General features: G+C 72.7%; 19 protein-coding genes. 8 read left to right on the top strand and 11 right to left on the bottom strand.

Going from position 1 to position 20,325, the window contains the following annotated elements:
- Nucleotides 1–258: 258 nt before the first annotated feature.
- Together fomD and ACZ6AQ_RS13995 are read right to left on the bottom strand one after the other, a co-directional pair.
- Nucleotides 259–924, bottom strand: coding sequence for a cytidylyl-2-hydroxypropylphosphonate hydrolase (gene fomD / locus ACZ6AQ_RS13990; protein WP_468759985.1), 666 nt, complete (start codon nucleotides 922–924; stop codon nucleotides 259–261).
- Nucleotides 925–1,039: 115 nt separating this feature from the next.
- A complete protein-coding gene (locus ACZ6AQ_RS13995; RefSeq protein WP_468759987.1) occupies nucleotides 1,040–2,440 on the bottom strand; it encodes a class II fumarate hydratase in 1,401 nt (466 codons plus the stop codon).
- Nucleotides 2,441–2,546: 106 nt separating this feature from the next.
- On the opposite strand from ACZ6AQ_RS13995, the gene ACZ6AQ_RS14000 reads away from it, so the two are divergent.
- Nucleotides 2,547–4,085 carry a ricin-type beta-trefoil lectin domain protein gene (locus tag ACZ6AQ_RS14000; RefSeq protein WP_468759988.1) on the top strand — a complete coding sequence of 513 codons (1,539 nt, stop codon included), beginning with the start codon at nucleotides 2,547–2,549 and terminating at the stop codon, nucleotides 4,083–4,085.
- A 66-nt stretch (nucleotides 4,086–4,151) separates the two neighbouring features.
- On the opposite strand, the gene ACZ6AQ_RS14005 is transcribed toward ACZ6AQ_RS14000, so the two are convergent.
- Nucleotides 4,152–4,811 carry a lipoprotein gene (locus tag ACZ6AQ_RS14005; protein WP_468759990.1) on the bottom strand — a complete coding sequence of 220 codons (660 nt, stop codon included), beginning with the start codon at nucleotides 4,809–4,811 and terminating at the stop codon, nucleotides 4,152–4,154.
- A gap of 163 nt (nucleotides 4,812–4,974) precedes the next feature.
- On the opposite strand from ACZ6AQ_RS14005, the gene ACZ6AQ_RS14010 reads away from it, so the two are divergent.
- Complete coding sequence (locus ACZ6AQ_RS14010; RefSeq protein ID WP_468759992.1) at nucleotides 4,975–5,505, top strand: SRPBCC family protein; 531 nt, start codon at nucleotides 4,975–4,977, stop codon at nucleotides 5,503–5,505.
- Between the two features lie 72 nt (nucleotides 5,506–5,577).
- Here ACZ6AQ_RS14010 and ACZ6AQ_RS14015 read toward each other — a convergent pair whose 3' ends face one another.
- Complete coding sequence (locus ACZ6AQ_RS14015; RefSeq protein ID WP_468759994.1) at nucleotides 5,578–7,245, bottom strand: fumarate hydratase; 1,668 nt, start codon at nucleotides 7,243–7,245, stop codon at nucleotides 5,578–5,580.
- Nucleotides 7,246–7,464: 219 nt separating this feature from the next.
- On the opposite strand from ACZ6AQ_RS14015, the gene ACZ6AQ_RS14020 reads away from it, so the two are divergent.
- Both ACZ6AQ_RS14020 and ACZ6AQ_RS14025 read left to right on the top strand, forming a co-directional pair.
- A complete protein-coding gene (locus tag ACZ6AQ_RS14020) occupies nucleotides 7,465–8,187 on the top strand; it encodes a DUF1707 SHOCT-like domain-containing protein (protein WP_468759995.1) in 723 nt (240 codons plus the stop codon).
- 280 nt (nucleotides 8,188–8,467) lie between these two features.
- A complete protein-coding gene (locus ACZ6AQ_RS14025) occupies nucleotides 8,468–8,839 on the top strand; it encodes a WhiB family transcriptional regulator (RefSeq protein ID WP_388693384.1) in 372 nt (123 codons plus the stop codon).
- 129 nt (nucleotides 8,840–8,968) lie between these two features.
- Here the strand turns inward: ACZ6AQ_RS14025 and glpX are convergent, their stop codons facing one another.
- On the bottom strand, nucleotides 8,969–10,000 hold the full coding sequence (gene glpX, locus ACZ6AQ_RS14030) for a class II fructose-bisphosphatase (RefSeq protein ID WP_468759996.1): 1,032 nt from the start codon (nucleotides 9,998–10,000) through the stop codon (nucleotides 8,969–8,971).
- A 119-nt stretch (nucleotides 10,001–10,119) separates the two neighbouring features.
- Between glpX and ACZ6AQ_RS14035 the strand changes: the two genes are divergently transcribed.
- Complete coding sequence (locus ACZ6AQ_RS14035; RefSeq protein WP_468759997.1) at nucleotides 10,120–10,653, top strand: DUF4245 domain-containing protein; 534 nt, start codon at nucleotides 10,120–10,122, stop codon at nucleotides 10,651–10,653.
- Between the two features lie 159 nt (nucleotides 10,654–10,812).
- Here ACZ6AQ_RS14035 and ACZ6AQ_RS14040 read toward each other — a convergent pair whose 3' ends face one another.
- The 4 genes from ACZ6AQ_RS14040 to ACZ6AQ_RS14055 all read right to left on the bottom strand — a co-directional run bounded on the left by ACZ6AQ_RS14040 (nucleotide 10,813) and on the right by ACZ6AQ_RS14055 (nucleotide 14,786).
- Entirely contained in the window at nucleotides 10,813–11,403 is a 591-nt protein-coding gene (locus tag ACZ6AQ_RS14040) for a malonic semialdehyde reductase (RefSeq protein ID WP_388693390.1), read from the bottom strand.
- Nucleotides 11,404–11,580: 177 nt separating this feature from the next.
- Nucleotides 11,581–11,841: an exodeoxyribonuclease VII small subunit gene (locus ACZ6AQ_RS14045; RefSeq protein ID WP_468759999.1), complete on the bottom strand. Its 261-nt coding sequence runs from the start codon at nucleotides 11,839–11,841 to the stop codon at nucleotides 11,581–11,583.
- Nucleotides 11,842–11,940: 99 nt separating this feature from the next.
- Nucleotides 11,941–13,158, bottom strand: coding sequence for an exodeoxyribonuclease VII large subunit (xseA, locus tag ACZ6AQ_RS14050; protein WP_468760001.1), 1,218 nt, complete (start codon nucleotides 13,156–13,158; stop codon nucleotides 11,941–11,943).
- Between the two features lie 266 nt (nucleotides 13,159–13,424).
- A complete protein-coding gene (locus tag ACZ6AQ_RS14055; protein ID WP_468760002.1) occupies nucleotides 13,425–14,786 on the bottom strand; it encodes an APC family permease in 1,362 nt (453 codons plus the stop codon).
- Nucleotides 14,787–14,891: 105 nt separating this feature from the next.
- Between ACZ6AQ_RS14055 and ACZ6AQ_RS14060 the strand changes: the two genes are divergently transcribed.
- On the top strand, nucleotides 14,892–15,935 hold the full coding sequence (locus tag ACZ6AQ_RS14060) for a 4-hydroxy-3-methylbut-2-enyl diphosphate reductase (RefSeq protein WP_388693397.1): 1,044 nt from the start codon (nucleotides 14,892–14,894) through the stop codon (nucleotides 15,933–15,935).
- 130 nt (nucleotides 15,936–16,065) lie between these two features.
- Entirely contained in the window at nucleotides 16,066–16,818 is a 753-nt protein-coding gene (gene ppgK, locus ACZ6AQ_RS14065; RefSeq protein WP_388693399.1) for a polyphosphate--glucose phosphotransferase, read from the top strand.
- A gap of 180 nt (nucleotides 16,819–16,998) precedes the next feature.
- Here the strand turns inward: ppgK and ACZ6AQ_RS14070 are convergent, their stop codons facing one another.
- A complete protein-coding gene (locus ACZ6AQ_RS14070) occupies nucleotides 16,999–17,532 on the bottom strand; it encodes a DUF6542 domain-containing protein (protein ID WP_468760004.1) in 534 nt (177 codons plus the stop codon).
- Nucleotides 17,533–17,957: 425 nt separating this feature from the next.
- Between ACZ6AQ_RS14070 and ychF the strand changes: the two genes are divergently transcribed.
- Nucleotides 17,958–19,046: a redox-regulated ATPase YchF gene (gene ychF / locus ACZ6AQ_RS14075; RefSeq protein WP_388693403.1), complete on the top strand. Its 1,089-nt coding sequence runs from the start codon at nucleotides 17,958–17,960 to the stop codon at nucleotides 19,044–19,046.
- 242 nt (nucleotides 19,047–19,288) lie between these two features.
- Here ychF and gntD read toward each other — a convergent pair whose 3' ends face one another.
- Nucleotides 19,289–20,311: a guanitoxin biosynthesis L-enduracididine beta-hydroxylase GntD gene (gene gntD / locus ACZ6AQ_RS14080; RefSeq protein WP_468760005.1), complete on the bottom strand. Its 1,023-nt coding sequence runs from the start codon at nucleotides 20,309–20,311 to the stop codon at nucleotides 19,289–19,291.
- Nucleotides 20,312–20,325 lie beyond the last annotated feature (14 nt).

Below are 20,325 nucleotides of genomic sequence, written 5' to 3' on the forward strand. Positions count from 1 at the left end.
CGATGCCGCGCCCGCGACGGGGATAAACCCCTCGCGCGCGGCGGATGCCGAGGCTCCGCACGTCGCGGGGACGACAGGGGGCGCGCCACCCGGGCAGACGTCCGGCACTGCTCTCCCCCTCGTGGGTGACTGGCGGTCAGGCCCCGCTCCGTACGCGGCCACTGTCGTACTGTCCGGTAGCTCTGACGTGCTGTTCGTTCCGATTCCGACGTGCGGAGGACGATCCTACGTTTGCCCCCCTGGGGCGCGACAAGGGTCTCACGGGGCCGTGTGCGCCGAAGTGCGGTCCCAGTCCGCCGGCAGCTCCGGAACCCGCCACGCCGGATCGGGCCGCCAGTGCTCCCAGCCGTCCCGGAACGGCGTCCCCCAGGCCCGGACGCGCTCCACCGCCAGCTCTCCGGCGGCCCGCACCCGGGCCGCCTGCTCCGGCCCCATCAGGCCGGACCGCTGGGCCTGCGCGAACTCGTCCTCGTCCCGCCACACCCAGGTGCGGTCGGGGTAGACGGAGATGTCGAGGAAGTGGTCCTCGGAGTCCACGCCGCCGGACCACCGCGTCCGGGGCTCCTCCAGGTTCACGTACCAGCTGCGGAAGCGCCAGCCGCGCTCCCAGAAGAGCCACACCGACCACGGCTCGCCGGGCCGCGCCAGCTTCAGGACCCCGGTGCCGGACCAGCGCGCCCGGCCCGTGGTGCGGGGGGCGGTGTAGCGGGTGGCGAGCGGCTCCTCGTGGACGGGGGCGCCGTCGGCGAGCACGGGCCGCACGCACTCGGTGCCGGGCGCCATCCAGACCGCGAGCAGATCGGCCGTGTCCCGGACGACCGTCACGGGCCGGCAGATGTGCACCGCTCCGGTGCCGTTGCCTCGGTAGCGCCAGAGGATGTGGTCCCCCGGCGCCCAGTGCGGGGAGCCGTCCGATCCTGTCATGCGCAGATCTTAGGGCGTGTGCCGGAAGCGGCGCCGTCCTCCGGGCGGACTGCGCCGCTTCCGGCACACGCCCCCGGCGCCGCCGCGGCACGGGTCACGGGCGGCCGCCCCCGCCCTACGGGCGCGTCATCCGCAGGACGTCGAGGGCTTCGTCCAGCTGTTCCAGGGTGAGGTCGCCCCGCTCGACGTACCCGGAGTCGAGGACCACCTCGCGGATGGTCCTCCGCTCGGCGAGGGACTTCTTGGCGACCTTGGCGGCCTCCTCGTAGCCGATGTACTTGTTCAGCGGGGTGACCACGGACGGCGAGGACTCGGCGTACTCGCGGGCGCGTCCGGCGTTGGCCGTGATCCCGTCGACCGTGCGGTCCGCGAGCAGCCGGGAGGCGTTGGCCAGGAGCCGTACGGACTCCAGCAGGTTCTTGGCCATCACCGGCAGCATGACGTTGAGCTCGAAGTTCCCGGCCGCGCCCGCCACCGCCACCGTCGTGTCGTTCCCGGTCACCTGCGCGGCGACCATCAGGACCGCCTCGGGGATCACCGGGTTCACCTTGCCGGGCATGATCGAGGAGCCGGGCTGGAGGTCGGGGAGGTTGATCTCCGCGAGGCCCGTGCGCGGCCCGCTGGCCATCCAGCGCAGATCGTTGGCGATCTTGGTGAGGGAGACGGCGAGGGTCCTGAGCTGCCCGGACGTCTCCACCAGGCCGTCGCGGGCGCCCTGCGCCTCGAAGTGGTCGCGGGCCTCGGTCAGCGGCAGCCCGGTCGTGCGGGCGACCTCCTCGATGACGGCCGCCGAGAAGCCGGGCGGGGTGTTGATGCCGGTGCCCACCGCCGTGCCGCCGAGGGGGAGTTCCGCGAGCCGGGGGAGCGCGGACCGCAGCCGTTCGACCCCGTACCGGATCTGGGCCGCGTACCCGCCGAACTCCTGGCCGAGGGTGACCGGGGTGGCGTCCATCAGGTGGGTGCGGCCGGACTTCACGACCTCCGCGAATTCGGCCGATTTCCGCTCCAGGGCGGCGGCCAGGTGCTCCAGGGCGGGGATCAGGTCGCGGGTGACGGCGCCGGTGGCCGCGATGTGGATGGAGGACGGGAAGACGTCGTTGGAGGACTGCGAGGCGTTCACGTGGTCGTTGGGGTGGACCTCCCGGCCCTCCGGCAGCCGCTCGGTGGCGAGGGTGGCGATCACCTCGTTGGCGTTCATGTTGGACGAGGTGCCCGAGCCGGTCTGGAAGACGTCCACGGGGAAGTGCTCGTCCCAGCGGCCCTCCGCGACCTCCCCGGCCGCCGAGACGATCGCCCCGGCCCGGTCCCCGTCGATCACCCCGAGCCCGGCGTTGACCTTGGCGGCGGCGGCCTTGATCCGGGCCAGGGCCTCGATGTGGGCGCGTTCCAGGCGCTGGCCCGACACGGGGAAGTTCTCCACCGCCCGCTGGGTCTGCGCCCGCCACTTGGCGTGGGCGGGAACCCGCACCTCACCCATGGAATCGTGCTCGATCCGGTAGGGCTCACGGTCGTTCATCTTCTTCAACCTCCCGAAAAAGTTGAGCAGTTGTCTTGTTCGATGTATTCCCAAGCCGCGTACCGGCCAGTAAAAACCGTGGGTAACCCCACTTCCAGGAGGCGCCATGACGCGCACCAGGTACAGACTCCGCCGGCCCGCCGCAGCCGTCGCCGCGGCCGCCGCGGTCCTCGGAACCATGATCGCGGCCACCGCTCCCGCCGGCGCGGCCGACACGGCCACCGGCACGAGGGCCACCGTCTCCTCCGTACCCCTTCCCCCCGCCCTGGAGGCGATCCGGGCGGCCGAGGCCACCAAGATCTACGGAAGCCCCGAGGAGCGCCCGCTCGACCAGCGCAGGACCGGACTGGTCTCGCTCGGCGACAGCGAGATCTCCGGCGAGGGCGTCGGGACCTACGAACCCCCCACCAACGGTCCCACCAACTGGTGCCACCGCTCGCCCGACGCCGCCATCCACCGCACCGGGATCCCCGCGGACCTCACGTTCAACGTGTCCTGCTCCGGCGCGTACAGCGGCAACATCCGCATCGGCGGCTCCCCGCAGTACGCCGACGAACTCGTCCAGAGCGACAACCTCGCCGTCAAGGCGCGCAACACCCGCGTCAAGATGGTCCTCCTCGTCGCCGGAGCCAACGACGACCTCCAGTTCGGCCCCGTCATGACCGACTGCGTCACCCGCTACCTCCTCAGCCAGGGCGCCTGCGAGCCCAAGTACGCCCCCGGCTGGCAGGCCCGCGTCGACGGACTCGTCCCCAAGGTCGAACAGACCGTCCGCGACCTGAGGACCGTCATGCGCGACGCCGGGTACGCCGACGGCGACTACAAGCTCGTCCTCATGGGCTACCCCAGCCCGATCGGCCCCGACTTCCGCGACAACCCGAACTTCCCCGGCAAGCTGGCCTGCGGCGGCCTGGGCTACGACTCCGACACCGTCTGGGGCCGCAACACCGCCGTACCCGCCTTCGAGCGCGGCATGCGGAAGGCCGCCGCGAGCACCGGGGCCACCTACCTCGACAACTCCCGCCTCTTCCACGGCCACGAGGTCTGCATGGAGGACCCCTGGGCCCGGGGCCTCTACATCGACGTCACCAAGCCCGGCCTGCCGGACGAGAACTCCGTCCGCCAGTCCTTCCACCCCAACGCGCGCGGGCATGCCGCCTTCGCCTCCTGCCTCACCCAGCTCTACGCGTCCGGCCTGCGCGAGGCGAGCTGTGCCGACGTGAACTCCACCGGCAAGCCCGCCCTCTTCCCGCTCGCCTGGGACGACGCCTACCGGCCGCTGAGGAACCAGGCGACCGGCAACTGCCTGGACGTGGACGCCGCGAGCAGCTCCAACGGCACCCGGGTCCTCGGCTGGGACTGCCACGACGGACGCAACCAGACCTGGTGGTACGACTCCGCCCGGCAGACCGTCCACACCGGCCTCACCCAGGACCGCTGTCTCGACGTGCCCGACCTCCAGTACCGGACGGGCACGGCCCTGCTCCTCTGGAACTGCCACGGCGGCGCCAACCAGAAGTTCGTCCGTGACGGCGCCACCATCCGGCCCGCCGCCGCGACCGGCGTCTGCCTCACCCAGGGCGCGGCGAGGGAGCCCGTCAGGCTCCAGACCTGCGACGGCTCCGCGAACCAGAAGTTCGCGTAGCCCGTACCCCGCAGGGAACACCGCGGCCCCCGTCCAGCACGGGACGGGGGCCGCGGCACGCCCGGCTCAGGAGCCCTTCAGGGTCGTGCGGGCCAGTTCGTACGCCGGGAGCATCGCGCGGTGCTCCCCGGTGTCCGACCCGCCGAGATCGACCACGACCACCCCGCGCGGGGTGGTGACGGCGAAGGCGCGGGCCTCCTTGCCCCCGGCGTTCTCGGTCTCGGCACTCTTGCCGAGTGGCTCGTCCCGCACCGTGTAGGTCGCCTCGACGGCGGGCAGCGCGCCCGCCGTCGTCTCCCGGTAGAAGGCGCCCGGACTCTTCCCGCCCGCCGTCACGAAACCTTCGAGCACGGCCCGCGCGGACCCCTTCTCCGCCGTCCACACCCGCAGGAAGCCCAGGTGTCCGGCCGGTTTGGCGTCGATCTCGCAGCGCATGACGGCCGGCCCCCGGCGGGCGAGCTCCGCGAGTTCGGACCCCTCGGGGACCACGACCGCCTTCGGCCTCCACTCCGCCGCGAGCGTGAAGGAGACCGGCAGGACGCAGGCCGTCCCCGGGCCGCCGAGGGAGGCCCCGGCGGCGGGCGCGGCCGGGGCTCCGGTCCCCGGCGGCCCCGCGGTCGGCCGCGCCCCACCGGCGACCTCCGGCAGCGGCTCGGGACCGCAGCCGGACAGCAGCGGTCCCGCCGCGAGGAGGACGGGAACCAGGAGCCGTGCCGGAAGTCTCATGACCGGCAGGGTAGTCCCGGACCGGACCCGCCGGATCCGGGAGGTCCCGGCGGGCGGGGCCGGCGCGGCGCGCGTCCCCGCGTCCGGACGGGAGTGACCGAAGTCCCGTTGTGGAGGCGGACCGGCCCCCGGGATGATCGGGGACCGGAACGGAGGGAGCGCCATGAAGTACGCCGAGGGGCCGAGCACGCACGGTGACATCCACATCGGGGCGTCCGTGCCCCTGGTCTGGGAGCTGGTGACCGACATCCTGCTGCCCGCCCGGTTCAGTCCCGAACTGCGGCGCGCCGCCTGGCTCGACGGGGCGGACGGCCCCCGGCCGGGCGCGCGCTTCGAGGGGTACAACCACCACCGGCTGCTCGGCGAGTGGCGGACCGTCTCGTACGTGACCGAGCTGGTGGAACGGCGGGTGTTCGCCTGGGCCGTCACGGACGCGGACGGCCTCTTCGGGGAGCCGGTACCGGACCCGGCGGGGGCCCTGGCGGCCTGGCGCTACGAACTCGCCCCCGAGGACGGGGGCACCCGGCTGCGGCAGTCGGCCCGCCTCGGTCCGGGCCGCAGCGGAGTCACCCTGACCATCGAACGGTGGCCGGACCGCGAGGAGGAGATCGTCGCCGCCCGGCTGGAAGAGCTGCGCACGGGGATGGAGGCGACCCTCGCGGGCGTCAAGGCCCTCGCCGAACAGGGCGGTTGACGCCCCGGCGCGGACGGCGGGAGGAACCCCGGCCGGTGGTGGCCGGGGCCCCTCGGGGGACGCCGTCCCGGGTCAGGCGAGGCCGGGGCCCCGCACCGGGATGTGGGTGAACGTCGGCTCCGGCGCCGGGTTCTGGAAGAAGTCGTTCCCCTTGTCGTCCACGACGACGAAGGCCGGGAAGTCCTCGACCTCGATCTTCCAGACCGCCTCCATGCCGAGCTCCTCGTACTCGACGACCTCGACCTTCTTGATGCAGTCCTGCGCGAGGCGGGCCGCCGGGCCGCCGATCGAGCCGAGGTAGAAGCCGCCGTGCGTGCCGCACGCGTCGGTGACCTGCTGCGAGCGGTTGCCCTTGGCCAGCATGACCTTCGAGCCGCCCGCCGCCTGGAACTGCTCGACGTAGCTGTCCATGCGGCCGGCCGTCGTCGGGCCGAAGGAGCCGGAGGCGTACCCCTCGGGGGTCTTCGCCGGACCCGCGTAGTACACCGGGTGGTCCTTCAGGTACTGCGGCATCTCCTCGCCCGCGTCCAGGCGCTCCTTGATCTTGGCGTGCGCGATGTCGCGCGCCACGACCAGCGGCCCGGTCAGGGAGAGGCGGGTCTTGACCGGGTGCCTGGTCAGCTCGGCCAGGATGTCGTCCATCGGCTGGTTGAGGTCGATCCGCACGACCTCGCCGGCCTCCAGGTCGGAGTCCTCCGTCTCCGGCAGGAACCGCGCCGGGTCCGTCTCCAGCTGCTCCAGGAAGACGCCCTCGGCGGTGATCTTCGCGACGGCCTGGCGGTCGGCCGAGCAGGAGACGGCGATCGCGACGGGCAGCGAGGCGCCGTGGCGCGGCAGGCGCACCACGCGCACGTCGTGGCAGAAGTACTTGCCGCCGAACTGCGCGCCGATGCCGATCCGCTGCGTCAGCTCGAAGACCTTCTCCTCCAGCTCCTTGTCGCGGAAGCCGTGGCCGGTCTCGGCCGAGCCCTCGGTGGGCAGCTCGTCCAGGTAGTGCGCGGAGGCGTACTTGGCGGTCTTCAGGGCGAACTCGGCGCTGGTGCCGCCGACGACGATCGCCAGGTGGTACGGCGGGCAGGCGGCCGTGCCGAGCGAGCGGATCTTCTCCTCCAGGAACTTCATCATGCTCGCCTCGTTGAGGACGGCCTTCGTCTCCTGGTAGAGGAAGGACTTGTTGGCGGAGCCGCCCCCCTTGGCCATGAAGAGGAACTTGTACGCGCCGCCGTCGGTCGCGTACAGCTCGATCTGCGCGGGCAGGTTCGAGCCGGTGTTCTTCTCCTCCCACATGGTCACCGGGGCCATCTGCGAGTACCGCAGGTTGAGCTTGGTGTACGCGTCGTAGACGCCCTTGGACAGGGCCTCCTCGTCGCGGCCGCCCGTCAGCACGTTCTGGCCGCGCTTGCCCATGACGATCGCGGTGCCGGTGTCCTGGCACATCGGGAGGACGCCGGCGGCGGCGATGTTCGCGTTCTTCAGGAGGTCGAGCGCGACGAACTTGTCGTTGCCCGACGCCTCCGGGTCGTCGATGATCCGGCGCAGCTGGGCCAGGTGGGCCGGGCGCAGGAAGTGCTGGATGTCGTGGATCGCCTCGGCGGCCAGCGTGCGCAGCGCCTCCGGCTCGACCTTGAGGAACGTACGCCCGTCGGCCTCGAAGGTGGAGACGCCTTCGGAGGTCACCAGGCGGTAGGGCGTGGTGTCCTCTCCCAGGGGGAGCAGATCGGAGTACGAAAACTCTGGCATGACGGCGGTCATTCCTCACTCGGCGGACGGCGGCGCCGCCTCCGTTGGCGGCGCGCCCTCCAGCGTAGAACGCGCCCGCCCCGGCGTTCCTGTGAGGTAAGGCTCACCCGCGCCGGCGCCGGGTCCCGGGCGCGGCCGGACCCGTCCGCGCCGATTCCGTCCGCGCCTTCCGGCCCCGCCCCCTGGTCGCGATCTATCGCGTTTCGCTAGGCTGCCTCCGTGGACCTCGAAAAGCAGCCCGAACCCGAGAAGCAGCCGCAGCCGCAGCGGTCGGCCGCCCCCGCCGAGACCGCCCCCGCGGCGCCCGTCTTCGCCGATCCGGAGGGCTCGCTGCGGGCCTCGGACGCGGACCGGGACCGGATCGCGGACATCCTGAGGGACGCCCTGGCCGAGGGGCGGCTCGACCCCGAGGAGCACGCGGACCGGATCGACGCGGTCTACCGTGCCAAGACGGTCGGGGAGCTGGAGCCGATCGTCCGCGACCTGCCGGCGGCCCGGACCTCCCGGCCGGAGCCCGGGGAGGCGTACGCCTACGGCCCCGACGTCCCGGAGGGCGCCCCGGACAACCTCGTCGCGGTCTTCTCCAGCACCACCCGCAAGGGCCGCTGGCGGGTGGGCCGCCGGACGAACGCGTTCGCGTTCTTCGGCAACGTCGAGATCGACCTGACCGAGGCGATCTTCGCCCAGCGCCTCACCACCATCAACGCCACCTCCGTCTTCGGCAACGTCGAGGTGCGGGTCCCGGAGAACATCAGCCTGCGCGGCAACGGCAGCGGGATCTTCGGCAACTTCGAGGTCGTGACCCTGGAGGGCGTCGATCCGCAGGCCCCGGTCGTCGTCGTCAACGGCTACTCGGTCTTCGGGAACGTCGAGGCGCGGCCCAAGCGCGGCAAGTGGATCACGGACCTCCAGGCCAGAGCACGGAAGCACCTGGGCCACTGACGGACACCGGACGCGGACGCCCCGGCCGGGCGCCCGGCGTCCGGGCGCGGGGGAGTACGCCGGCGGCGGGGCGGGAGCGGGAGCGCGCGCCGGCCCGGCGGGGTGGGAGCGGACGGTCGCGAGGCGCCGCGAGGGCGGGAAGACCGGCCACGAGGTGACCGGAATGCGCCGTCCGGCGTTCGCGGGGCGGTGCGCGGCGGCACCCAGTGCATAGGCGCACGCACAGTGGGTAAGGCTCGTGCATCGCCCTCGCCCGCGAAGCCGTCGTCAGGAGTAGACCGTGCTGCAACTGCCGCATCAGCCCCTCCAGGCCGTCGCCGTCCCCCCGCCGCGCACCCCCGCCCGGGAGGACGAGGGCGGTCCGTGGCACGCGGAGGCGGTGTGCCGCAGGGACGAGGCCGGACTCTTCTTCGCCCCCTCCAAGGAGCCCACCGCCGCGCGCCTCGCGCGCGAGGAGGCGGCCAAGCGGGTCTGCGCGCGCTGTCCGGTGATGGTCGAGTGCCGCGAGCACGCGCTGCTCCAGCCGGAGCCGTACGGGGTGTGGGGCGGGCTCACGGCGGCGGAGCGCCGCGTCGTGCTGGCCCGGCGCCGGCGGCGCGAGGTGGAGCTGAGGAAGTCGGCCCCGGCCGAACGGATCGCCAAGGCGGGCTGACCGGACCCCGACGGAGGCGCGGACGCTCCGCGCGGGCCCGTACGGGAAGGGGCGCCCCCACCGCACATGGGGGCGCCCCTCTTCGTGCCGTCCGTCCGGCGGCTCCCGCCGGACCGGCGGCGGACCGTCTCAGTTGGCGCGATCGAAGTCGATCTTGCTGTACGCGCGCAGCTTCGAGAGCCGGTGCGTGGAGTCGATCTGGCGGATCGTGCCCGACTTCGAGCGCATGACCAGGGACTGCGTGGTCGCCGTCTCGGCGCGGTAGCGCACCCCGCGCAGCAGTTCGCCGTCGGTGATGCCGGTGGCCACGAAGAAGACGTTGTCCCCGCCGACCAGGTCGTCCGTGGAGAGCACCCGGTCCAGGTCGTGGCCCGCGTCGAGGGCCTTCTGCCGCTCGGTCTCGTCCTTCGGCCAGAGCTTGCCCTGGATCACGCCGCCGAGGCACTTGATGGCGCAGGCGGAGATGATGCCCTCGGGGGTGCCGCCGACGCCCATGAGCATGTCGACGCCGGTGCCCTCGCGGACGGCCATGATCGAACCGGCGACGTCGCCGTCCGAGATGAACTTGATCCGGGCCCCGGTCTCGCGGATCTCCTTGACGATGCCCTCGTGGCGGGGGCGGTCCAGGATGACGACCGTGATGTCCTCGGGCGAGGAGTTCTTCGCCCTGGCGACCCGGCGGATGTTGACCGAGACGGGGGCGTTGATGTCGACGAAGTCGGCGGCCTCCGGGCCGGTGACCAGCTTGTCCATGTAGAAGACCGCGGACGGGTCGAACATGCTGCCGCGGTCGGCGGCGGCCAGGACGGCGATCGCGTTGGGCATGCCCTTGGCGTTGAGCGTGGTGCCGTCGATCGGGTCGACCGCGATGTCGACCTCGGCGCCGGTGCCGTCGCCGACCCGCTCGCCGTTGAAGAGCATGGGGGCTTCGTCCTTCTCCCCCTCGCCGATGACGACGACGCCGTCCATCGAGACGGTGGAGATCAGGGTGCGCATGGCGTTGACCGCCGCGCCGTCCGCGCCGATCTTGTCGCCGCGGCCGACCCAGCGCCCGGCGGCCATGGCGGCGGCCTCGGTCACGCGGACCAGTTCGAGGGCGAGGTTGCGGTCGGGGGCCTCGGGGGAGACCTCCAGTTCGGGCGGGAGGGTGTGCTCGGTCATCGGGGCGCACCTTTCTGTACGGCGACGGCCGGGAAAAAAAGAGGGTGCTGCGACTCTATCGTCAGGTCGACAAAATGAGCAGGGGGGCCTACGTATGAGCACGGGACCGTGATGCGACCATGGGGGGCGTGGCAGGTATGCGAGGCAGGCAGACGGTACGCGGGATGTTCCAGTCCCTCGGTGTGATCATGGTCGCCGCGGGCGTGATGTATCTCTTCATCCCGCACGACGAGAGCACGGAGCCGGTCAAGGCGAAGGACTACCGGGTCGAGCTCCTGACGGCCCAGCGGGCGGCGCCGTATCCGGTGCTGGCCCCCGAGGGCCTCGGAGAGGGCTGGAGGGCGACGGTCGTCTCGTACCGGCGCGAGAAGGCCGACGCGTGGCAGCTCGGCTTCCTCTCCCCGGACACGCAGTACGTGGCGATCCACCAGTCCACGGCGGCGGCGGGCGCGTTCGTGCCCGAGGTCACCCACAAGGCGAAGAACACGGGGAAGACCCGGGCGGTCGCCGGTGAGGTCTGGCAGCTCTGGGAGGGCCCGAAGTACGACGCGCTCGTACGCACGCAGGACGGCGCCACGACCGTGGTGACCGGCACGGTCTCCTTCGACCGGCTGGCCGAGATGGCGGGCTCGCTGCGGTCGAAGAAGGTCTGAGGCGTCCCCGGGGCCGAGGGCGCCGGGAGGGCCGGGGCGGGTCCGGGACCTGCCGGGCCGGCCCGGGAGGCGTACGGGAAGGGCCCCGCACTCGTGGAGTGCGGGGCCCTTCCCGTGGCGGTGGCCGCGGCGGTGACCGCGGTCACCGGCCCGCCGGTCTCAGACGGTGGTGACGACCTCGTCGAAGGACAGGCGCGGGGAGCGCGGGAACCAGGCGTCCTCGCCCGGCTTGCCGATGTTGACGACCATCAGCGGGGTGTGGTCGTCGTCGAGGAACTCCTTCTGGACACCGGCGAAGTCCAGGCCGGTCATCGGACCGGCGGCCAGGCCGGCGGCGCGGACGCCCACGATGAAGTACGCGGCCTGGAGGGCGGCGTTCAGCAGGGCGGACTGCTCACGGGCCGGGCGCTCGGCGAAGAACATGTCCTTGGCCTGCGGGAAGTGCGGGAGCAGGGCCGGCAGCTCGTCGTGGAACTCGTTGTCGGCGGAGAGGATCGCGACGAGCGGCGCGGCGGCGGTCTTCGGCCGGTTGCCCTCGGCCATGTGCGCGACCAGGCGCTCGCGGGCCTCGGGGGAGCGGACCAGGGTGATGCGCAGCGGGGACTGGTTGAAGGCGGTGGGGCCGTACTTCACCAGGTCGTAGATCGCCCGGACCTGCTCGTCGGTCACCGGCTCGTCGGTGAACGTGTTGGCGGTGCGGGCCTCGCGGAAGAGGAGGTCCTGGGCGGCGGGGTCAAGGGCGAGGGACATGCTGCGTACCTTCCGGACTGCGCGGCTGCGCGAAAGCGCACAAGGGGGATCACTCGTACGGAGTTCAAGCGATGTCCCCGACAGTACGCCCAGGATTGGTGAAAGTTCAACTACCTAATCCGGATAGTGATCCGCTTCACTCGTGATCCTACGCCGGGACGGGAGCGGACCGGAAGGTCACCCCTCCCCGTCGTCCCCGGCCCCGTCCTCCCCGCCGTCCGCCTCCGACGCGAGGGCCGCGTCCAGGCGGGCCCGCGCCCCTTCGAGGCGGAGCCGGCACACCTTCGCCAGCTCCTCCCCGCGCTCCCAGAGCGCCAGGGACTCCTCCAGGGTCGTCCCGCCCGCCTCCAGCCGCCGGACGACCTCGATCAGCTCGTCCCGCGCCTGCTCGTACCCGAGCGTCGTCCCGTCCGTGCCCGTGCTCGTGCTCGCTGCCATGTTTCGTCCTCTGTCGGTGATCGGTGATCGGTGAACGCCGGCCGATGTGCCGTGGTCGTGGCCGGCGGCCATGTGCGGGGGCGTCCGGCCCCGGAGCGCTCAGCCGGGGTCGGCCACGCGCCGCACCGCGAACTCGCCCTCCGCGACCCGGGCCCGCAGCTCCTCGTCCCCGGAGACCTCGCCGGGGGAGCGGACCACCGTGCCGTCCGCCCGCTGGAGCACCGCGTACCCCCGTTCCATCGTCGCGGCGGGCGACAGCGCCCGGACCCGCGCCCGGGTGTGCGAGAGCTCCGAGTCGGCCCGGTCGAGCAGATGGCCGAGGACCCGCCGGCTCCGGGCGAGCAGCGCGGCCACCTCGTCCTCGCGGACCTCGACCACGCGCAGCGGCCGTTCCATGACGGGCCGCGCGAGCGCGTGCGCCAGCCCGCGCTCCTCGCGGTCGAGGAGGCCCCGCACGGTCCGCAGCGCCCGGTCGCGCAGGCCGCGCACCCGGTCCAGCTCCTCCCCGACGTCCGGGACGACCTTCTTGGCCGCGTCCGTCGGCGTCGAGGCGCGCAGGTCGGCCACCAGGTCGAGCAGGGGCGAGTCCGGTTCGTGCCCGATCGCGGAGACCACCGGCGTACGGCAGTCGGCCACCGCCCGGACGAGCTGCTCGTCCGAGAACGGCAGCAGGTCCTCGACGCTCCCGCCGCCCCGGGCCACGATGATCACGTCCACCCCCGGGTCCGCGTCCAGCTCCCGGACCGCCCCCACGACCTGCGGAACCGCCTTCACGCCCTGCACCGCGACGTTCCGCACCTCGAAGCGGACGGCGGGCCAGCGGCGGCGCGCGTTCTCCAGCACGTCCCGCTCGGCGGCCGACGCCCGTCCGCAGACGAGGCCGATCCGGTGTGGCAGGAACGGCAGCGGTCTCTTCCGGTCGGACGCGAACAGGCCCTCGGCGGCCAGGGTCCGCTTCAGCTGTTCGAGGCGGGCGAGCAGCTCCCCGATCCCGACCGGCTTGATCTCGACGGCCCGCAGCGACAGCTGCCCGCGCGGCGCGTACCACTCGGGCTTGGCGTGCACGACGACCCTGGCCCCCTCCGACACGACGTCCGCGACCGCGTCGAAGACCTGCCGGTAGCAGGTGACGCCGATGGAGATGTCGTACGAGGGGTCCCGCAGCGTCAGGAAGACGACCCCGGCACCGGGGCGCCGCGACAGCTGCGTGATCTGCCCCTCGACCCAGATCGCCCCGAGCCGGTCGATCCACCCGCCGATCAGCCGGGAGACCTCACCGACGGGGAGCGGCGTTTCCGCGGACGTAGTCAGAGCCATGGACCGAGCGTAACGGCGCGGTAGGACAACGTCAGGGCGCCGAGGGGCGGAAGGGCGGAGGGCGTCACGGCGCCGGACGCCGGTCGTACGGGACGGCCGGGGCCGGGTCCGTACGGGACGGTCCGGGTCCGTACGGGACGGTCCGATCCCGTACGGGAGGGCCGGGGCCGTGCGCGGACCCCACCGCGGACCCCACCGCGGCCCCCGCCGCGCGCGGCTCCGGACACCCCGCCGCGCGGTCCCGCACCCCGGGCGCCCTCCTCCCGTCAGGACTCCTGCCGCACCCCCTGGACGGCCAGCACCACGAGCCCCACGCCCAGCCACACCACGCCCACCACCTGGGCCGCCGTCGACGCCTCCACGATCACCGCGACCAGGATCGCCGCGCCGACGACCGGGACCACCACGTGTTTGAGCACGTGCGGCGGCCCCTCTCCCCTCCGTACGGCGAACCAGCCCACCACGCTCGCGTGCAGCAGGACGAAGGCCGTCAGGGCGCCGACGTCGACCACCGACACCAGGTGGTCGAGGCCGTCGTCCCGTCGCGCCGCCCACACCGCCGCGATCATCGTCACCGCCGCCGCCACGAGCAGCGCCACGCGCGGCACGCCGCCGTCCGTCCGGGCGAGCGGGCGGGGCAGGCGCCGGTCGCGGCCCATCGCGAAGAGCAGCCGGCCCCCGGCCGCCTGCCCGGCGAGCGCCGCGAAGGCCGCGCCGATCGCCTTCGAGACGGCCACCAGGTCGTGCAGCCAGCCGCCGACCGAGGTGTCCACGGCGTCGTAGAAGGCGGAGCCCTGCTTTCCGGGGTCGGCGGCGAGATCGGCGGAGGAGACCGGTTCGAGCAGCGCCACCAGCCAGGTCTGGGCCACGAAGAGCACGCCCGCGAGGGCCAGGCAGAACAGCAGCGCCCGCGCCACCTTCTCCGACCCCCCGGTGACCTCCTCGGCGAAGGAGGCGATCGCGTCGAAGCCCAGGTAGGAGAGGACGGCGACCGAGACCGCGCCGAGCACCGCCGCGAGCGAGAAGGAGACGTCCCCGGTCAGCGGCGACCACCAGTCGCGCTGCGCCCCGTCCCGTACGAGCGTCACCACGGCCGAGACGGCGAAGACCAGCAGGACCACGATCTCCATCGCGAGCACGGCGAAGCCGACCCGGGCCGCCGCCCGGACGCCCCACAGGTTGAGCAGGGTGGTGACGACCACCGCGATCCCGGTCCACACCCACCGGTCCACCTCCGGGACCAGCGCCTCCATGGCGATGCCCGCGAAGAGGTAGGCGACGGCGGGGATCAGCAGGTAGTCGAGCATCGCCATCCACCCGGCGACGAACCCCGGCCCCTCCCCGAGCCCCTTGCGCGCGTAGGTGAAGACGGAACCCGCCTGGGGGGCGACCCGCACCATCTGGGCGTAGCTGAACGCCGTGAACGCCATGGCGACCGTGGCCACCAGGTACACGAGGGCGACCGCGCCGTGCGACTTGGCGTCCAGCGTCCCGAAGACGCCGACCGGCGCCATGGGCGCGATGAAGAGAAGTCCGTAGACGACCAGGTCGCGGAACCCGAGGTTCCGTCGAAGCCCCGTGTGGTCCTCGCCGCCCGTACCCGCCGTCACCCGCGATTCCTCGGCCATGGACCCAGTCTCGGCCACGACGGCGGCCGAACCGCTGACCGACGCGGCCGTACGGAACGCGGCCTTCCGCCGACCGGCGCGGCCGTGCGGGGACGCGGCCTTACGATGGGACGCATGACTGCAACGCCCGCGCCGACGCCCGATTCCGCCTCCGCGACGAACCGCCCGAAGCGTGTCCTGCTCGCCGCTCCCCGCGGCTACTGCGCGGGCGTGGACCGTGCCGTGATCGCGGTGGAGAAGGCCCTGGAACAGTACGGGGCCCCGATCTACGTCCGGCACGAGATCGTCCACAACAAGTACGTCGTCCAGACCCTGGAGCGGAAGGGCGCGATCTTCGTCGACCAGGCGACCGAGGTGCCGCCGGGCAACATCGTGATGTTCTCCGCGCACGGCGTCGCCCCGACCGTCCACGAGGAGGCCCGGCAGGGCCGGCTCGCGACCATCGACGCCACCTGCCCGCTGGTCACCAAGGTCCACAAGGAGGCCGTCCGCTTCGCCAAGGACGACTTCGACATCCTCCTCATCGGCCACGAGGGCCACGAGGAGGTCATCGGCACCTCCGGCGAGGCCCCGGACCACATCCAGCTCGTCGACGGCCCCGAGGACGTGGCGAAGATCGAGGTCCGCGACCCCTCCCGGGTCGTCTGGCTCTCCCAGACCACGCTGTCGGTGGACGAGACGATGGAGACGGTCGACGCGCTGAAGGAGAAGTTCCCGCAGCTGATCTCCCCGCCGTCCGACGACATCTGCTACGCCACGCAGAACCGCCAGACCGCGATCAAGGAGCTGGCCGGCCAGGCCGAGCTGGTGATCGTCGTCGGCTCGAAGAACTCCTCCAACTCGATCCGCATGGTCGAGGTCGCCAAGCAGGCCGGCGTGCCCGCCGCGTACCTCGTGGACTTCGCGAGCGAGATCGACGAAGCCTGGCTGGAGGGCGTCACCAGCGTCGGCCTCTCCTCCGGCGCCTCCGTCCCGGACGTCCTGGTGCAGGAGGTCCTGGAGTGGCTCGCCGAGCGCGGTTACGCGGACGTCGAGATCGTCAAGACGGCCGACGAGTCCCTGACCTTCTCGCTCCCCAAGGAGCTCCGCAACAGGGACCTGCGGGCCGAGGCCGAGAAGCTGGGCGCGGCGGCACCGGTCGAGGACTGAGCCGACGGATTGCCCCCGGCCGATCACCTCGGGTGGTCCGCCCCGGTGGTCCGCCCCCGGCGGGAGGGCGGACCGGCCGGGGCGGCCGGACCGAGGAGTAACTCGGCGCGCCAGCCTTTACGGTGGGTCCATGAACGTCTTCGGAGTGGACATCGGCGGCTCGGGCATCAAGGGCGCTCCCGTGGACCTGGAGCGCGGCGCGCTCACCGCGGAGCGCCAGAAGGTACTGACTCCACAGCCCTCCACACCCGACGGGGTGGCGGACTGCGTCGCGGAGGTCGTGGAGCACTTCGGCTGGACGGGACCGGTGGGAGTGACCTTCCCCGGCGTGGTGACGGGCTCCACGATCCGTACGGCCGCCAATGTCGACAAGTCGTGGATCGACGTCGACGCGGGCGCGCTCCTCGGTGAACGCCTCGGGGGACTCCCCGTGACCGTCCTGAACGACGCGGACGCGGCCGGGATCGCGGAGATGACCTTCGGCGCGGGCCGGGGCCGCAAGGGCACGGTGATCATGCTGACCCTCGGCACGGGCATCGGCTCCGCCCTGTTCGTCGACGGCCGGCTCGTCCCCAACACGGAGCTGGGCCACCTGGAACTGAAGGGCCACGACGCGGAGAAGCGGGCCTCCACGAAGGCCAAGGAGGACGAGGACCTCACCTGGGAGCACTGGGCGACCCGCAGGGTGCGGAAGTACCTGGAGCACGTGGAGATGCTGTTCTCGCCGGAACTCTTCATCATCGGCGGCGGCGTCAGCCGCAAGGCGGACAAGTTCCTCCCGCTCATCGAGGGCGTCCGCGCGGAGATCGTCCCGGCGGAGCTCCAGAACAACGCGGGCATCGTGGGGGCGGCGATGGCGGCGCGGGCGGCGTCCGGAGCCTGAGGGGGAAGGGCCGGGGGCGAGGACGGGGAGCGGGGGGCGGACGCGCCCGGCTTCCGGACTGCGGATCGTCCGGCGCAACGGATGCCCGGCCCCCGGCCCGTTCGGCGCAACGGATGCCCGGCCCCCGGCGCACCGGTGGGCCGGGCCCATCGGCGTGCCCGGCCCACCCGTGCGCCCGGCTCACCGGGCCTTGGCGGCCCTCGTGGTTTTCGTACCCTTCGCGTCTTGCGCGTCCTTCGCGCCCTTCGGTGCCGGTGCCGGTGCCGAGGCCGGGGACGGAGGGCCGGCCGCTCCCCGGCCCGGCCGGGGCCGCCGCTGTCGCCGCCCCATGTCCCGCACCTTGCGGACGCTCGTGATGACACCGGCGACCAGGGTGCCGCCGTACAGCCATCCCGCCTGGACGGCCAGGGCGGTCACGACGGCCATGGCCTGGCTGCCGAGGCCGCCCGTGCCGCCTGCGACGGGGACGATGCCGACGGCGAAGGCGATGGGGACGCCGATGGGGGCGGTGACCAGGTCGGCGGTACGGACCCAGAGCGCGGTCAGGGCGCTGACCAGCAGGAACACCAGCCCGTAGGCGACGGGGGAGGCGTCGAGGAGCAGCAGGTCGAGCAGACCGGCTGCCAGCATGACGGCCGAGGCGAAGAGCCCCGCGCCGAGACCGGTGAGCCGGGGCGCGGGGAGCCGCCGCAGGGCGAGGACGACGGGAGGCACGGGCCGGCCGCCGGGCCGCCGGGCGGGGGCGCGGTCCGGGATGCGGCCGGGAGCGCCGGGAACGCCGGGGGATCCGCCCCGTTCGGCGCGGGCACCACCGGGGGCCCGCCCGGCACCGCGGGTCGCGCGGTGCGCGGGGGCGCCCTCCGCGAGCGGACCGGAGGGGGCGGCGTGCGGTGCGGCGGGCGGCGGGGCGACGGGCGGTTTGCCGGGGGATTTCGGCCGTCTGCGCCCTTGGGGCCGGCTTGTCCTGTGCTGCTCCATCCGACCAACGTAGGTCGGCGGGGGGCGGGAACCGGGTCCGGGACACGCGCTTTGGGCGACCTTGCGCCCGAGAACGGCCGAAGGCCGACGTCACCGGCCGGTTCGCCCCGCCCGTAAACTGGGGGACCGGCCCCCCGTCCACACTTCAGGAAGTCGCCACCGTGTCGCTCACGATCGGAATCGTCGGTCTGCCGAATGTCGGCAAGTCGACCCTGTTCAACGCCCTGACCAAGAACGACGTACTGGCGGCCAACTACCCGTTCGCCACGATCGAGCCCAACGTCGGCGTCGTCGGCGTCCCCGACGCCCGCCTCGCCAAGCTCGCGGAGATCTTCGGCTCGCAGCGCGTCCTCCCGGCGACGGTCGACTTCGTCGACATCGCGGGCATCGTGCGCGGCGCGAGCGAGGGCGAGGGCCTGGGCAACAAGTTCCTGGCGAACATCCGCGAGTCGGACGCCATCTGCCAGGTCATCCGCGCCTTCAAGGACGAGAACGTCGTCCACGTCGACGGCAAGGTCTCGCCGAAGGACGACATCGAGACGATCAACACGGAGCTGATCCTCGCGGACCTCCAGACGATCGAGAAGGTCCTGCCGCGCCTCCAGAAGGAGTCCCGGATCAAGAAGGACGTGGCGCCGAAGGTCGCCGCGGTCGAGGCGGCCCAGGCGATCCTGGAGCGCGGCGACACCCTCTTCTCGCAGGGCGTCGTCCAGGGCTCGGAGAAGGCGGAACTCCTCCACGACCTGCACCTGCTCACCGCGAAGCCGTTCCTCTACGTCTTCAACGTGGACGAGGACGAGCTGACCGACGACGCCTTCAAGGCGGAGCAGAGCGCCCTGGTCGCCCCGGCGGAGGCGATCTTCCTCAACGCCAAGCTGGAGCAGGACCTCGCGGAGCTGGACGAGGAGGACGCCATGGAGCTCCTCCAGTCCGTCGGCGCCGAGGAGCCCGGCCTCGCCACCCTCGCCCGCGTCGGCTTCGACACCCTGGGCCTCCAGACCTACCTGACGGCCGGCCCCAAGGAGTCCCGCGCCTGGACCATCAAGAAGGGCGCGACGGCCCCCGAGGCGGCCGGTGTCATCCACACCGACTTCCAGAAGGGCTTCATCAAGGCCGAGGTCATCTCCTTCGCCGACCTCGTGGAGACGGGCTCGGTCGCCGACGCCCGCGCGGCCGGCAAGGCGCGCATGGAGGGCAAGGAGTACGTGATGCAGGACGGGGACGTCGTGGAGTTCCGCTTCAACGTCTGAGTTCTTCGGCGGCCGGACAGGGGTTGCCTGTGTGGCGTTCCGGTCACGGCCGCCGCGTCGAGGCGCCCCGTGCCTGTTCGACCGCTGCGAAGAGCGCCTCCGGTGCGGCTTTCTGCCGTCTCGGGGCGCGGGGCCGTGAACGCGGGCGCCGGGCCGCGTCGAGCAGCGCGTCCGGGAGGGCACGTGGCGCGGCGGAGGCTCCGTCCGGGAACGGACGGAGCCTCTGGTCCCGGGCATCCGGGTCAGCCCAGGAGGCGTCCCGCGGCGGACTCCCGCGCGGATCGGGACTTGCGGAGGTCGCGTGCGACGACCGCCTTCTGCAGCCAGCGGTCGGCCCCGTCGTAGCGTGCCGTGAACGCGCGACGGCCGTGCACGGCGAGGTAGTTGTCGACGATCAGCAGGCTGCCCGCTTCCACCACCACGTCCTGCTGCACCCGCTCCAGCTCCGTCACCAGCTCCTTGAGCGCCACTTCCGCTTCGTGGTCGCCGTCGACGCAGCGCATGAAGAACGGGTCGATGCGCAGGTACGGAGCGTCCTCGGCGCCGAAGAGCACGGCGACGGGCTCGGGGTTGTCCCGCATCGCGCGCATCCGCAGCAGTCCGGGGTCGTTGGGCCGCTGAACGGCGAGCTGCCGCAGGTGCTCGTCGTCGGGCAGGATGTAGAAACGCGGTGCGGACAGCACCCGTCGCGTGTCCGCCGACAGTTCCACCTCCTGGACCGAAGCCAGCGTCGTCGGAACCCGGTCGTGGTTGCGGATGCCGAAGAGGGCCAGGTAGTCGCAGCGGTAGGGGTGGAACGCGTCCTCGGTGTGCCATTCGAGGAGCACGTCGCTGCCGTGTCCGTTCTGCTCGCCTTCTTCGCCGGCGATGGGCAGCACGTTCTGGATCATCCGTCCGGACTGCAGCGTGGGCCAGCTGAACACTTCGCCGAGGCACTGTCCCATCAACCCGAGGAAGAGCTCTTCCCGGCGGGTGCGTCCGGCGGCGGCGGCCTCGGCCCAGGTGCCGGGTGTCGGGCCGACGGCCTCGTCGTCGACGCCGAAGCCGCGCAGCAGGAAGCCGGCGGCCGCGTCGTTGCGCCGGAAATCCTCCAGGGCCCGGCGAAGACCGGTCGGGACCTTCGACACCAGCTCCCAGGCGTTGTCGTAGAACGCCTGCTCGCCGGGGTCGCTCTGTGCCACGTGCGGGTCGGAGAGCAGCTGTTCGAGGGAGGCTATGTCGTCGGCGGAGAGGTCGTAGTTCAGGATTCCGCGGTACTGGCTCATGGGCGCCTTACTCG

This window comes from Streptomyces sp. NPDC041191, from assembly GCF_055591945.1.

What these genes read in the sequence shown, in the direction of transcription:
- ACZ6AQ_RS14000 (WP_468759988.1), top strand. Translation starts at nt 2,547, where the DNA reads ATGACGCGCACCAGGTACAGACTCCGCCGGCCCGCCGCAGCCGTCGCC.
- ACZ6AQ_RS14040 (WP_388693390.1), bottom strand. Translation starts at nt 11,403, where the DNA reads ATGTCCCTCGCCCTTGACCCCGCCGCCCAGGACCTCCTCTTCCGCGAG.
- glpX (WP_468759996.1), bottom strand. Translation starts at nt 10,000, where the DNA reads ATGACCGAGCACACCCTCCCGCCCGAACTGGAGGTCTCCCCCGAGGCC.
- fomD (WP_468759985.1), bottom strand. Translation starts at nt 924, where the DNA reads ATGACAGGATCGGACGGCTCCCCGCACTGGGCGCCGGGGGACCACATC.
- ACZ6AQ_RS14005 (WP_468759990.1), bottom strand. Translation starts at nt 4,811, where the DNA reads ATGAGACTTCCGGCACGGCTCCTGGTTCCCGTCCTCCTCGCGGCGGGA.
- ACZ6AQ_RS14055 (WP_468760002.1), bottom strand. Translation starts at nt 14,786, where the DNA reads ATGGCCGAGGAATCGCGGGTGACGGCGGGTACGGGCGGCGAGGACCAC.
- ACZ6AQ_RS13995 (WP_468759987.1), bottom strand. Translation starts at nt 2,440, where the DNA reads ATGAACGACCGTGAGCCCTACCGGATCGAGCACGATTCCATGGGTGAG.
- ACZ6AQ_RS14015 (WP_468759994.1), bottom strand. Translation starts at nt 7,245, where the DNA reads ATGCCAGAGTTTTCGTACTCCGATCTGCTCCCCCTGGGAGAGGACACC.
- gntD (WP_468760005.1), bottom strand. Translation starts at nt 20,311, where the DNA reads ATGAGCCAGTACCGCGGAATCCTGAACTACGACCTCTCCGCCGACGAC.
- ppgK (WP_388693399.1), top strand. Translation starts at nt 16,066, where the DNA reads ATGAACGTCTTCGGAGTGGACATCGGCGGCTCGGGCATCAAGGGCGCT.
- ACZ6AQ_RS14045 (WP_468759999.1), bottom strand. Translation starts at nt 11,841, where the DNA reads ATGGCAGCGAGCACGAGCACGGGCACGGACGGGACGACGCTCGGGTAC.
- xseA (WP_468760001.1), bottom strand. Translation starts at nt 13,158, where the DNA reads ATGGCTCTGACTACGTCCGCGGAAACGCCGCTCCCCGTCGGTGAGGTC.
- ACZ6AQ_RS14060 (WP_388693397.1), top strand. Translation starts at nt 14,892, where the DNA reads ATGGGACGCATGACTGCAACGCCCGCGCCGACGCCCGATTCCGCCTCC.
- ACZ6AQ_RS14035 (WP_468759997.1), top strand. Translation starts at nt 10,120, where the DNA reads ATGGGGGGCGTGGCAGGTATGCGAGGCAGGCAGACGGTACGCGGGATG.
- ACZ6AQ_RS14010 (WP_468759992.1), top strand. Translation starts at nt 4,975, where the DNA reads ATGAAGTACGCCGAGGGGCCGAGCACGCACGGTGACATCCACATCGGG.